The sequence below is a fragment of the Oceanicola granulosus HTCC2516 genome, from assembly GCF_000153305.1.
GTDB lineage: Bacteria > Pseudomonadota > Alphaproteobacteria > Rhodobacterales > Rhodobacteraceae > Oceanicola > Oceanicola granulosus.
Genome location: NZ_CH724109.1, coordinates 124,109 through 136,497, shown reverse-complemented (window position 1 = coordinate 136,497; position 12,389 = coordinate 124,109). Strand labels below are relative to the sequence as shown.

Sequence of the window (12,389 nt, the reverse complement as noted above, 5' to 3'; positions counted from 1 at the left end):
GCTCATCTCCTCTGGAAGGCCGCGGAGGCCAGGACCAGCCCCACGCCTTCGAACACGGTTTCCGCCGCGTTGGCGGCGAAGACGACGTCGGGCGGCGGTTCGGGGCCGAGCGCGTCGAACACGAAGGCCCGCGGGTCGGGCAGCGGATCGACGAAATGGCGCGGCATCGTCATGGCGAAGTTGATCCGGGCGGCCATGAATTGCGGCGTCACCCACGCGTCGGCGGCCTCGGGCCAGCCGTCGGGGCCGGTGGGCGTCTGCCAGGGCTGTCCCATGTCGGCGAGCGGGTTGATCAGCCGCTGGCGGATGCGGACGATACCGGCGGCGGCGAATTGCTCGGGCGTCACGCCGAGGGCACGCAGCGACGCGATGACGTAGCCGATCGGCTGGCGCACCTTGCGCCGCTCGGGCGCCCACGCCGCCGGGTGGCGCAGCATCGCCTCGTACACCACCGGCAGCCGGCCTCCCGATTCCAGCCACGTCTGCTCCATCGCCGCGACGAGGTCCGGGTCGGGCGTGTCGGCGACGAAGTGGGTGGCGAGCTTGGTCGCCATGTGGCGGGCGGTGGCGGGGTGCACCGCGAGATCGGAGAGCGCGGCGCGGATGTCGGAGAGCGAAGCGTCCGCGCCGCCGTAGGACACGCCGAGCACCGTCTCCGAGCCCGGCTCGGCGGCGCGTTCGCGGAAGGTGAAGCCGTTGCGGTAGGGCGCGGTCAGGCCGGTGAGCAGCTCGGCGAGCTGGCGCACGTCGGTCTGGTCGTAGGGGCCGCCGACGCCGAGCGTGTGCAATTCGAGAATTTCACGCGCCAGGTTCTCGTTGATCCCGCCGCCCCGGCGCTGGCCGTCGCGCGAATTCGGCCCGACGGAGGAGTGCTGGTCGAGGTAGCGCAGCATGACCGGGTGCGTCGCGGCGGCGTAGAGCATGTCGGCGAAGGTGCCCGCGAGGTTGGCCCGCACCACGTCCTCGACGAAGGGCGAGACCGCGTGGCGCATCACTGCCGTCTCGCCGCGCACGGTGAAATGGTCGGCCCAGAACAGCGTCAGCCGCTCCCGGAAGCCGTCCTCGCTGCCGAGGGCGCGCTGCACGGTGGCGGCGAAATGCTCCTGTACCAGTTCGCGGACGCGGCGACGGTTCTCCCGCTTCAGTTCCTCGGCCGCATCGCGCTCGGGGCCCTCGGGCAGGTCCTTGGGCGCCATGTTGGAGCGGCGGACTTCGAACGGGCTGGGGTCGAGCGTCTCGATCGAGGGAATGGGGAAGCGGCGGGCGGCGGTGTCGGGGCCGGTCAGCTGCGCCATCATCGCGTCGACCGAGGCAGGCGGTGCGTGGTGCGGCGACAGGCCGGCGCCGAAACGGATCTCGGCGAGGATCGGATCGAAGGCCACGTCTGATTCCTTTCTCGTTCGCGCCGGACCCTACAGGGGCCGCGACGCCCGCGGAGGTCAAATCTCGCGGAGCGGCGGGATCGTGCCCGTCAGATGATCTCGTCTTCGTCGAACAGCGGGTCGCGCGACAGGTGGCCCGCCATGTCCTCGAGCGCCGCGCCCGCGATTTCGGGCCGGGCGACCTGCGCGAGGTGGAAGATCGCGTCACCCTCGTTGACCACGGGCATCACCGCGCGCCCGACGATCAGCCCGGCGAAGGGCGCGACGATCTCCTCCTCGGTCTCGCCGAACGGATCGCTCACCACGGCCATGACGTCGCCCTCGGCGACGATCTCGCCGTCGCCGCGGAAGGTGCGCAGCAGGCCGCCGCGCGGGGCGCGCAGCCACATCGTCTCGGTCGACATCAGCGTCGCCGCCTTGGGGCGGGTGATGCCGCGGGCGGGCAGCATCCCCTTGTGGTGCAGCACCCGCAGGATCCCCGCCACGCCGCTGCGGACCGCCACCTCGTCGAAGCGCAGCCCCTCGCCCGCCTCGTAGAGCAGCATCTCGACGCCACGCGCCTGCGCCTCGCCGCGCAGGCTGCCGGCGCGCACGGGGGAGCTCAGCACCACCGGCGCGCCGAAGGCACGGGCGAGGTCCTTGAGGTACTCGTCGCCGGGGGTGATGCGGATCTGGGGGAGGTTGGTGCGGTGGATCGCGGCGGAGTGCAGGTCGATCCCGAGCTCGCAGCGCAGCACGATCTCGCTGAGGAACAGGTGCGCGAGCCGCGACGCGAGCGAGCCCGCCGCGTGTCCGGGGAAGGAGCGGTTGAGGTCGCGGCGGTCGGGAAGGTAGCGCGAGCGGCTGAGGAAACCGAAGGAGTTGACGATCGGCACCACCAGCAGCGTGCCCCGCAGGCTCGACAGCAGCGGCGAGCGCAGCACCCGCCGCGCGATCTCGACACCGATCACCTCGTCGCCGTGGACGGCGGCGCTGATGAAGGCGACGGGGCCGTCCTGCCTGCCGTGGATCACCTCGAGCGAAAGGTTCACCGGCGTGTGGTCCGACATCACGGCGACCGGCAGGTCGACGATCTGCCGGCGTCCCGGGTCGACCGAGGCACCGCCGATGCGGAACGGGGGGCGTTTGCTGGCGGCCAAGTCGGTCCTCGGGCGGGTCACGCGGATCGCCCGGGTGCGCGCCCCGGGCGACGTGGGTCAGTGCACGGTCATCGGCGACATGTCGTGCTGGCGCGCCAGCAGGAACGCCATCCGCCGGTCGGCCACCAGCGCGAGCTGCACACCGTCGGCGTTGTGCACGGCGAACAGTTCATCGAGGCCCTCGGCCTGCGCCTGCACTTCCTGCGGCAGGTCGGCGACCGCGACCGGCTTGACGTAGACCACCCTGTCTCCGAGGTGGCTGAAATCGATCTTGGTGTTCATCGCTCACTTCCTCCGGATTTCGATTGTCTGGACAACACTTTCCGGGACGTGGCGGTTCAGATCGACGTGGAGAAGCCCGTTCTCCAGCATCGCCTCACCCACGTCGACGCCCTCGGCCAGCACGAAGCTGCGCTGGAACTGGCGGGCGGCGATCCCCCGGTGCAGGAACAGGCGGCCTTCGCCGTCGTCCGTCTGCCGGCCCCGGACCACGAGTTGGCTGTCCTCCACGGTGATCGAGAGGTCGGCCTCGGAGAACCCGGCCACGGCAAGCGTGATCCGGTAGGAGGTCTCGGAGGTCTGTTCGATATTGTAGGGAGGGTAGCCTTCGTTGCCTGACTTCGCGGTGCGTTCGACCAGTCTTTCGAGCTGTTCGAAGCCGAGCAGGAACGGATGGGATCCGAGCGTGAGTTTCGTCATCGCGACATGTCCTTCGTCAAAGCGACTGTCCTTGGCGGCCCCGAATGCGGCGACCGCCTCTGACCGAAATATGGGGCGCGTTCGCGGGCTCTGCAAGAGGATGGCGCGAGCGCCTCAGCGCGTCAGCGGCAGCCGCTCGATGCGCCAGCCCGCCTCCGCGAGCAGCGTCAGCAGGCCGCTCTCGCCGGGCAGGTGGGCCGCGCCGACGGCGACGAGCACCGGCCCCGGTCCGGCGGCCTCGATCACCGGCAGCCACGCCCGGTTGCGCTGCTCGAGCAGCCGCTCCTCGGTCAGGGCGATCAGCGCGTCAGCGGTCGCCCGGTCGAGGCCGGGGGTGCGATAGGTGGCGATGCGCGACAGCTCCCACACCTCGGCGATGCGGCCGTCGAAATAGCCGTCCAGCATCCCGACGAACGTGCTGGTCTGCAGCTCGGGCGGGCCGGCGGCGTAGATGAGCAGCGCGATCTGCTCGTCCATCGTGCCCGCGTCGAACAGGGTGAACAGCGTATCCCACGGCTCGAGCGCGCGCAGCGGCACGCCTTGCGCCTCGGCTTCGCGCATCACCAGGTGGTCGAGCCCGCGCAGCCCGGCGGCGAGGTCGGGCATGGCGCAGGGCGGCACGCCGAGGGTGAGGCTCAGGTACCAGGGCTGGAACTTCGCGGCCATGAACGGCGGCACCTGCCGGGCGGCGGCGGCCTCCGAGAGCACCTCCCACGTCGCGGCGTCGACCAGCTCGGGCAGCGTCGGGCCCTCGGTGATGATGATCCGCTCGGGCTCGTCGCGGATCGCGGCCTGCATCGCCGCCTCCTCGCGCGGCGTGACCTCGAGCAGCACCTCGTCGGCCGCCGCGATCAGCGGGCGGACCTGCTCGAGCAGCGCCGCGTGGCGCGGGTCGTGGATATGCATGGTGCCGAGCAGCGTCACCTCGCGCCCGTCGCGTGTCGCGCGCCAGAGCAGGCCGGTGCCGTAGGGCGTCTCGGCGACCGCCTCCGCGAGCGTGGCGGACTCGGCGGCGGTGAGGTCGTCGAGCAAGCTCGGCCCGCCGCACGCCGCCACGGCGAGGCCGGGCAGCAGCAGGCCGACGGTGAGGGCGAGCGCGCGGATCATGAGGGCTCCGAAGCGGCGAACGGACGACGCCGGCAGCCTAGCCGCCGGCCGGGGCCGGCTCAATGGCTCCCGGCCGCCGCCCCGCCCCGTCACGCCGGGCGGGGCGGCTCGGCGAGCAGCTCGCCGGCCCGGATCAGCACGCGGCCGATCCGGTACCGCAGCCCGTGCCGGGCGCGGGGCCGCGGCGCGTCGAGCGGCCGCGCGGCGATGTCGGCGAGCGTCACCGGCCGGAATTGCAGCTCCGCCCGCTCGAGCAGCGGCGGCAATCGGACCGGCTCGAACGCGAGCGGCACCGCGGAGGCGCGCAGCGGCACCATCCGGGCCGGACGCGGTCGGGGATCGTGAGGAATCGCCCGCGGCGGGGCGATGAAGAATGGCGGATGCATGGGGCACCTGAGATGTCTTGGATACAGGGAGACGCCGCCGGAACCGGCGGCCGCTTGAGCTGGGGCGGGTCTAAGCCGCCGTGGAATTTGTCCTGAGCATAAGCGTACCTCCCTGTTTGCATAACAGGTGCGGGCCTAATACGCCCGGCACCGCGAGTCGGGCAAGCCAAAAGGTGACGCCGCGGCGGCCGGCCGTGGCCGAAGTGCCACGCAAGGGGATCGCGAGCCTGTCTTACAAGGGGTTCGGGAGGACATTTTTCCGCTCACGGACCTGTTGACAGACGACCCGGCTTTTCCTAACTCGTCGCCATTAGCACTCACACCGAGCGAGTGCTAACCATGTCAAACTGAGGAGCTACGACAGATGGCTTTCAAACCGCTTCACGACCGCGTCCTGGTCCGCCGCGTCGAATCCGATGAGAAGACCAAGGGCGGTCTGATCATCCCCGACAACGCCAAGGAAAAGCCCGCCGAGGGCCTCGTGATCGCTGTCGGCGCCGGCGCGAAGGACGAGGATGGCGACCGCATCGCCATGGACGTCAAGGAAGGCGACCGCATCCTCTTCGGCAAGTGGTCCGGCACCGAGGTGACCGTCGACGGCGAAGAGCTGCTGATCATGAAAGAGAGCGACATCCTCGGCGTGATCGAAGACGCCGCCGCCGCTCAGGCCGCCTGATCGGCCAGCGCTTGCAGGTGATGGGGCCCGGCCCCGTCCCGACACAGGAATTTCAAGCTTAGGAGGAGCCTCACATGGCTGCTAAGGACGTACGTTTCGAGACCGACGCCCGCAACCGGATGCTCAAGGGCGTCAACATCCTCGCCGACGCGGTGAAGGTCACGCTCGGCCCCAAGGGCCGCAACGTGGTCATCGACAAGAGCTTCGGCGCCCCCCGCATCACCAAGGACGGTGTGACGGTCGCCAAGGAGATCGAACTCGAGGACAAGTTCGAGAACATGGGCGCCCAGATGGTGAAGGAAGTCGCTTCCCGCACCAACGACGAGGCCGGTGACGGCACCACCACCGCGACCGTTCTCGCCCAGGCGATCGTGCGCGAGGGCATGAAGGCCGTCGCCGCCGGCATGAACCCGATGGACCTCAAGCGCGGCATCGACCTCGCCACCTCCAAGGTCGTCGCGCAGATCAAGGCCGCCGCCCGCACCGTCGAGAACTCCGACGAAGTCGCCCAGGTCGGCACCATCTCCGCCAACGGCGAAGCCGAGATCGGCCGCCAGATCGCCGACGCGATGCAGAAGGTCGGCAACGAGGGTGTCATCACCGTCGAGGAGAACAAGGGCCTCGAGACCGAGACCGACGTCGTCGAGGGCATGCAGTTCGACCGCGGCTACCTCAGCCCCTACTTCGTCACCAACACCGAGAAGATGGTCGCCGAGCTCGACGACTGCATGATTCTCCTGCACGAGAAGAAGCTCTCCTCGCTGCAGCCGATGGTGCCGCTGCTCGAGTCGGTCATCCAGTCCCAGAAGCCGCTGCTGATCATCGCCGAGGACGTTGAGGGCGAAGCCCTGGCCACGCTCGTCGTGAACAAGCTGCGCGGTGGCCTGAAGATCGCCGCCGTCAAGGCCCCGGGCTTCGGCGACCGCCGCAAGGCCATGCTGCAGGACATCGCGATCCTGACCGGCGGCCAGGTGATCTCGGAAGATCTCGGCATGAAGCTCGAGAACGTGACCATGGACATGCTCGGCACCGCCAAGCGCGTCTCGATCACCAAGGACGAGACCACGATCGTCGACGGTCACGGCGACAAGGCCGAGATCGAGGCCCGCGTGTCGCAGATCCGCGGCCAGATCGAGGAGACCACCTCGGACTACGACCGTGAGAAGCTGCAGGAGCGTGTCGCCAAGCTCGCCGGTGGCGTCGCCGTCATCCGCGTCGGCGGCATGACCGAGGTCGAGGTGAAGGAGCGCAAGGACCGCGTCGACGACGCGCTCAACGCGACCCGCGCCGCCGTCCAGGAAGGCATCGTCGTCGGCGGTGGTGTCGCTCTCGTCCAGGGCGCCAAGTCGCTCGAGGGCCTCACCGCCGAGAACAGCGACCAGAACGCCGGCATCGCCATCGTGCGCCGCGCGCTCGAGGCTCCGCTGCGCCAGATCGCCGAGAACGCCGGTGTCGACGGCTCCGTCGTCGCAGGCAAGATCCGCGAGAGCGACGACCTGAAGTTCGGCTTCAACGCCCAGACCGAAGAGTACGGCGACATGTTCAAGTTCGGCGTCATCGACCCGGCCAAGGTCGTGCGCACCGCGCTCGAGGATGCGGCCTCCGTCGCCGGCCTGCTGATCACGACCGAAGCCATGGTCGCCGACAAGCCCCAGAAGGAAGGTGCCGCTGCCGGCGCCCCCGACATGGGCGGCATGGGCGGCATGGGCGGCATGATGTAATCTTGCCGACCCACCACTAGGTGGATCGGGAAAGGGCGTCCTTCGGGGCGCCCTTTTTCTTTGGGGGCGTATACTTGGGCTTAAGGAATGGGGCGTAGGGTCGCCGGCATGGGTCTCTATCAGCTCCTCTCGCGCAGCATCCCCGACAGCTTCGTCGCCAAGCTGTTTCTCGTGGCCTTCCTGGGCCAGATGCTGCCCCTCGTCGGCCTCGCGCTCTACCTGCTGCCGAGCGGCCTGGGCGGGGCTGATCCGGGCCTGATCGCGGTGATTTGCGCCGCCGTCTGTGCCGGGCTGGTGCTCTCCTTCCTCGGCCTGCGCGCCTTGCTCGAGCCGGTGCTGCTCACCGCCGGCGCGCTCGACAGCTGGGGGCGCACCGGCCAGATGCCCGCCCTGCCCGAACAATATCGCGACGAGGTCGGCATCCTGATGATCCGGGTCAACCGCATGATGGCCCGCGCCCAGCGCACCCTCGATCATTCCCGCCGCGAGACCGACACCGACCCGCTCACCGGGGCCCTCAACCGGCGCGGCGCCGAGCGGCTGCTGCGCGACGCGACGACCGGCTGGCTGATGCTGATCGACCTGGACCGCTTCGGCCCGGTCAACGCGGTCCACGGCCGCGCGGAGGGCGACAGGATGCTTCGCGACGTCGCCCGCGTCTGCGCCTCCGTCATCCGCCAGGACGACCTGCTCGCCCGCGTCGGCGGCGACGAGTTCCTCGTGTTCCTGCCCGGCGCGCCCGCCGATATCGCCCTGCGCATCGCCGATCGCCTGCGTCAGCGCCTCGCCCCGCGCCTCACCGTCAGCGGGCTCACGATCACCACCTCCGTCGGCCTCGCCGCCCACCCCGGCGGCCGCATCGACGCCACCCTCGCCCGCGCCGAGCGCGCTTTGGTTCGTGCCAAGGAACAGGGTCGCGACCGCCTCGTGCGCGACGACGGCGACGGCGACGACCTCCGCGCGGCGTAGCCGAATGGCGCTAGGGCAGCAGACGCTCCAGCGGGTCGTAGTGCACGCGCGGTGCATCGCTCCACGCGACCTCCGCGAGGCTGTCGGGCTTCACCCGCAGCCCCGCGATCTCCGCCCGCGTCACCCACCGCCGCATCGACACGATCCCCTCGGGATCGCGCCACGCGCCATCGCACGCGCCCGCGACGATCGTGCAGCGGAAGTACAGGTCGACCTGATGAAACGCCCGCTCCGGATCATGGAACTCGTTGACGAGGCACAGCTCGCCGACCGCGATCGTCAGCCCCGTCTCCTCGTGCACCTCGCGCGCCAGATTGTCCGGCAGGCTCTGGTGCGGCTCCGCACCGCCGCCCGGCGCGCACCACAGGTCGTCGCGCCCCCGGTACGCGTTGACCAGCAGCAGCCGCCCCTCCCGCACCAGCACCGCGCGCAGCGACAGGCGGATGGGCCGCACCGCCCCGCCTCAGCCGTGCCCGACGATGCGGTTCACGTGCCCCATCTTGCGCCCGGCCCGGGCCTCGGCCTTGCCATAGAGATGCAGCGCCGCCCCCGACGCGGCGAGCTCGGGCACCCGGTCCATGTCGTTGCCGATCAGGTTCTCCATCACCACGTCCGAATGCCGCGTCCCGTCACCCAGCGGCCAGCCCGCGACGGCCCGGACATGCTGCTCGAACTGGCAGATGGTGCAACCGGTCTGCGTCCAGTGCCCCGAATTGTGCACCCGCGGCGCGAACTCGTTGACCACGAGCCCACCGTCGCAGACGAACAGCTCCACCCCGATCACCCCGACATAGTCGAGCGCGTTCAAGAGCCGCCCCGTCAGCAGCACCGCATCCGCCGCCAGCGACGGCGCCAGCCGCGCCGGGACGGTCGTCGTGCGCAGGATGCCGTCCTCGTGCACGTTCTCGCCCGGATCGAAGCAGGCCACCGCCCCGTCGACCCCGCGCGCACCGATGACCGACACCTCCGCCGAGAACGCCACGAACCCCTCGAGGATCGCCGGCGTGCCCTGCATCGCCGCCCACGCAGCGGCCAGATCGTCGCCCTCGCGCAGCCGCACCTGCCCCTTGCCGTCATAGCCGAACCGCCGGGTCTTCAGGATGCCCGGCAGCCCGAGCGTCTCCGCCGCCGTGCGCAACTGGTCGGCGCTGCCGACCTCGGAGAATGGTGCCGTCGCGAGGCCGAGGTCCTGCAGGAACGTCTTCTCCGTGAGCCTGTCCTGCGAGATCGCCAGCGCTCGCCGCCCCGGCCGGATCGGGCGGATCGCCTCGATCACGTCCAGCGCCTCGGTCGGCACGTTCTCGAACTCGTAGGTCACCACGTCGACGCCGCGCGCGAACGCCTCGAGCGCCGCGCGATCCTCCCACGCCGCCGTCGTGCAGCGCTCGGCCACCTGCGCCGCCGGGGGCGTCTCGGAGGGCTCGTAGATGTGACAGCGCAGGCCCAGCCGCGCCGCGGCGAGCGCGAGCATCCGCCCCAGCTGGCCGCCGCCGAGAATACCGATCACCGAGCCGGGGGGCAGCGCGTCAGTCATCGCTCGGCTCCTCCGGGATCGACGCCGCCAGCGCAGCCCGCCACGCGTCGATCCGCGCCGCCAGCTCCGCGTCCTCCAGCGCCACGATCTGCGCCGCCATCAGCCCGCCGTTCAGCGCCCCCGCCGCGCCGATCGCCATCGTGGCCACGGGAAAACCGCGCGGCATCTGCACGATGGAGTAGAGCGAATCCACCCCGCCCAGCGCCTTCGTCTGGACCGGCACCCCGATCACCGGGACCCGCGTCTTGCTCGCCAGCATCCCCGGCAGGTGCGCCGCGCCTCCGGCCCCGGCCACGATCGCCTTCAGCCCGCGGCCCGCCGCCTCGCCGCCATAGCGCCAGAGCCGGTCCGGCGTCCGGTGGGCCGAGACGATGCGCGTCTCGCATGCCACGCCGAGTTCGGTCAGGATCCCGACCGCCTCCTTCATGGTCGGCCAGTCCGACTGGCTGCCCATCACGACGCCCACGCGCGGCTCGCTCATCGGCCCTCTCCTTCGCTTGACGGAGCGCGCACTATATCCGCGCCGCGACCGGGTGCAATCGGCGCGGCCCGTCAGGCTATGATATCGGGGAAGATGCGGTCCTCGAGCACGGCGATCTTGTCCTTCAGCGCCAGCTTGCGCTTCTTCAGGCGGCGCACGGTCAGCACGTCCGCCGTGGCACGGTGCTCGAGCGCCTTGATCGCCTCGTCGAGGTCGCGGTGCTCGCGGCGCAGCACCTCGAGTTCCACGCGCAGCACTTCAAGCTCGTCCATGGGGGCGGATGTGTTCATGTCGGCCTTCGCTCCGGGGGCCGGGCGACAATAGCGCCCCGGCACCGGCGCGCCTAGCCCTCGCCGTAATCCGCCAGCCCCCGGCGCCCCGCCGCGCTCAGCCCGTAGACGCCGCGCTCGACCCGCTCGAACCAGCCGTAGTGGTTGTCGGCCAAGATGCGCCGCGCCTCGGGCACCTCCGTCCAGTGCGCCACCAGCGCCGCCTTCGACGCGCCGTGCACCGCCAGGAAGCGCGCGCAGGCCAGCGCGTCCTGGCGGTAGCCCGTCACCAGCCCGTGCCGCGTCGCGCCGCCGGCATTCGGGTCGCCGCGCAGCCGCTCGAAGGCCCGCAGCAGCCGCGCCGCCTTCTTCGCCGAGCGCCGCGGCGGCCGCGGATCGCCCGGGTCGCACAGCACCTCCGCCAGCCCGTCGCGCGGCCGCACCGTTATCACGCCGAGCCCCAGCCGCCGCGCCAGCGCGAGGTTGCGCCGCAGGCTCACCTGCCCCGGCCGCGGCACGGCGACGTAGACCGCATCGCTCACCGCCAGCCGCTCGACCGCCTGGTGAAACAGCGCCAGCGAGAAGCCGAGCTTCAGCTCGACGATCACCACCGGCTCCTCTCCCCGCCGCGCCACCACGTCCGCCGCGCCGACCTCGCCCTTCACCTCGTAACCCTGCCCCTCGAGCAGCGCCTTGATCGGCGGGTAGAGATCGGCCTCGCGCATCGGCCCATAGAGGCCGCGCCGGCCCCGCTTGGCAAGGCCCGGCCCGGGTGACAAGCGCCGCCCCCGCTCCTATAAGGCCCGCGATTCATCCCCGACTTGCAGCAGGTAACCGACCCATGACCACCCTCGTCTTCGGCCACAAGGCACCCGACACCGATTCCACCGGCGCGCCGCTCATCTGGGCCTGGTACCTCAGCGAGGTCCACGGCGAGCCCGCCGAGGCGCGCCTGCTCGGCCAGCCCAACACCGAGGCCGCCTTCGTCGCCGAGCGCTGGGGCTTCGAGCTGCCCGCCCTGCTGGACGACGTCGAGGACGGCCAGCCGGTGGTCGTCGTCGACACCAACAACCCCGCCGAGCTGCCCGCCAACATCAACGGCGCCGACATCCGCGCCATCATCGACCACCACAAGCTCACCGGGGGCATCGAGACCACGACGCCGCTCGACGTGACCATCCGCCCGCTGGCCTGCACCGTCACCGTGATGTGGCAGATGATGGGCGACAGCGCCGCCACCATGCCCGACGCCTACAAGGGCGTCGCGCTCTCCTGCATCCTGTCCGACACGCTCGAATTCCGCTCGCCCACCACCACCGAGACCGACAAGGCGCTCGCGGTGAAGCTCGCCGGCGACCTCGGCGTCTCGATCCCCGACTATGCCGCCGAGATGTTCGCCGCCAAGTCCGACGTCTCCGCCTTCTCCGACGCCGAGCTGCTGCGCATGGACAGCAAGGAGTACAGCACCGACGGCACCTCGTTCCGGGTCTCGGTGCTCGAGACCACCTCCCCCGCCACCGTGCTCGACCGCAAGGACTCGCTGATGCGCGCGATGTCCGACGTCGCCGCCGAGGATGGCGTCGACCAGGTGCTGCTGTTCGTCGTCGACATCCTGAAGGAAGAGGCGACGCTGCTGGTGCCCAACGACCTGACCCGCCGGGTTGCCGAAAAGAGCTTCGGCGCGACCGTGAATGGCGACAGCGTCGTCCTGCCCGGCATCATGAGCCGCAAGAAGCAGATCATCCCCGCACTGACCGTCTGATCGGGCCCACGATCCCCGTCGAAGCCTCCGGCGGGGATATTTTCAGGACAGAGGCGGCAACCTTTTCTTAACCTCCTGCCGCTAGCCTTGGCGGCACGGTACAGGCAGGGATGCCGATGACCGTGGACAGAGTGGCCGCGCCCCGACTTCCGGCTGGCTGGCACTGCTTCGGGGCGGGCAGTGCCGGCATCCTCTGTCCTGCAAGTATCCCGGGGGAATTGGCCTGCAGGCCAAGAGGGGCGGCGCCCCTCCCTCCTCGCCGCA

The 12,389-nt window shown here is 70.6% G+C and carries 15 protein-coding genes; 4 read left to right on the top strand and 11 right to left on the bottom strand.

What is annotated here, in order from left to right:
• Positions 1-2: 2 nt before the first annotated feature.
• From OG2516_RS16360 to OG2516_RS16335, 6 genes are all read right to left on the bottom strand, one after another.
• A complete protein-coding gene (locus tag OG2516_RS16360; RefSeq protein ID WP_007256740.1) occupies positions 3-1,382 on the bottom strand; it encodes a DUF1800 domain-containing protein in 1,380 nt (459 codons plus the stop codon).
• Between the two features lie 89 nt (positions 1,383-1,471).
• Positions 1,472-2,521 (bottom strand): succinylglutamate desuccinylase/aspartoacylase family protein, encoded by a 1,050-nt coding sequence (locus OG2516_RS16355; RefSeq protein ID WP_007256739.1) that lies wholly within the window; start codon positions 2,519-2,521, stop codon positions 1,472-1,474.
• A gap of 57 nt (positions 2,522-2,578) precedes the next feature.
• A complete protein-coding gene (locus tag OG2516_RS16350; protein ID WP_007256738.1) occupies positions 2,579-2,803 on the bottom strand; it encodes a DUF1150 family protein in 225 nt (74 codons plus the stop codon).
• A 3-nt stretch (positions 2,804-2,806) separates the two neighbouring features.
• Entirely contained in the window at positions 2,807-3,220 is a 414-nt protein-coding gene (locus OG2516_RS16345) for an Hsp20 family protein (protein WP_007256737.1), read from the bottom strand.
• A gap of 114 nt (positions 3,221-3,334) precedes the next feature.
• Entirely contained in the window at positions 3,335-4,327 is a 993-nt protein-coding gene (locus OG2516_RS16340; protein WP_007256736.1) for a TraB/GumN family protein, read from the bottom strand.
• A gap of 89 nt (positions 4,328-4,416) precedes the next feature.
• On the bottom strand, positions 4,417-4,713 hold the full coding sequence (locus OG2516_RS16335) for a hypothetical protein (protein ID WP_156799410.1): 297 nt from the start codon (positions 4,711-4,713) through the stop codon (positions 4,417-4,419).
• 364 nt (positions 4,714-5,077) lie between these two features.
• Here OG2516_RS16335 and groES point away from each other — a divergent pair, with 364 nt between their 5' ends.
• From groES to OG2516_RS16320, 3 genes are all read left to right on the top strand, one after another.
• Positions 5,078-5,389, top strand: coding sequence for a co-chaperone GroES (groES, locus tag OG2516_RS16330; protein WP_007256734.1), 312 nt, complete (start codon positions 5,078-5,080; stop codon positions 5,387-5,389).
• A 74-nt stretch (positions 5,390-5,463) separates the two neighbouring features.
• Complete coding sequence (groL, locus tag OG2516_RS16325; protein WP_007256733.1) at positions 5,464-7,110, top strand: chaperonin GroEL; 1,647 nt, start codon at positions 5,464-5,466, stop codon at positions 7,108-7,110.
• Between the two features lie 108 nt (positions 7,111-7,218).
• Entirely contained in the window at positions 7,219-8,079 is an 861-nt protein-coding gene (locus OG2516_RS16320; protein ID WP_007256732.1) for a GGDEF domain-containing protein, read from the top strand.
• Between the two features lie 10 nt (positions 8,080-8,089).
• Here OG2516_RS16320 and OG2516_RS16315 read toward each other — a convergent pair whose 3' ends face one another.
• The 5 genes from OG2516_RS16315 to OG2516_RS16295 all read right to left on the bottom strand — a co-directional run bounded on the left by OG2516_RS16315 (position 8,090) and on the right by OG2516_RS16295 (position 11,088).
• Positions 8,090-8,533 (bottom strand): NUDIX domain-containing protein, encoded by a 444-nt coding sequence (locus OG2516_RS16315; RefSeq protein WP_007256731.1) that lies wholly within the window; start codon positions 8,531-8,533, stop codon positions 8,090-8,092.
• 9 nt (positions 8,534-8,542) lie between these two features.
• Positions 8,543-9,613: a 5-(carboxyamino)imidazole ribonucleotide synthase gene (locus tag OG2516_RS16310; protein WP_007256730.1), complete on the bottom strand. Its 1,071-nt coding sequence runs from the start codon at positions 9,611-9,613 to the stop codon at positions 8,543-8,545.
• Positions 9,606-10,094, bottom strand: a complete 489-nt coding sequence (gene purE, locus OG2516_RS16305) for a 5-(carboxyamino)imidazole ribonucleotide mutase (protein WP_007256729.1) — start codon at positions 10,092-10,094, stop codon at positions 9,606-9,608. The genes OG2516_RS16310 and purE overlap by 8 nt, the downstream gene beginning before the upstream one ends.
• A gap of 71 nt (positions 10,095-10,165) precedes the next feature.
• Positions 10,166-10,384: a YdcH family protein gene (locus OG2516_RS16300; RefSeq protein ID WP_040616152.1), complete on the bottom strand. Its 219-nt coding sequence runs from the start codon at positions 10,382-10,384 to the stop codon at positions 10,166-10,168.
• Positions 10,385-10,437: 53 nt separating this feature from the next.
• Positions 10,438-11,088 (bottom strand): DUF2161 domain-containing phosphodiesterase, encoded by a 651-nt coding sequence (locus OG2516_RS16295; protein WP_007256727.1) that lies wholly within the window; start codon positions 11,086-11,088, stop codon positions 10,438-10,440.
• 116 nt (positions 11,089-11,204) lie between these two features.
• Here OG2516_RS16295 and OG2516_RS16290 point away from each other — a divergent pair, with 116 nt between their 5' ends.
• Positions 11,205-12,125 (top strand): manganese-dependent inorganic pyrophosphatase, encoded by a 921-nt coding sequence (locus tag OG2516_RS16290; protein ID WP_007256726.1) that lies wholly within the window; start codon positions 11,205-11,207, stop codon positions 12,123-12,125.
• Positions 12,126-12,389: the final 264 nt, after the last annotated feature.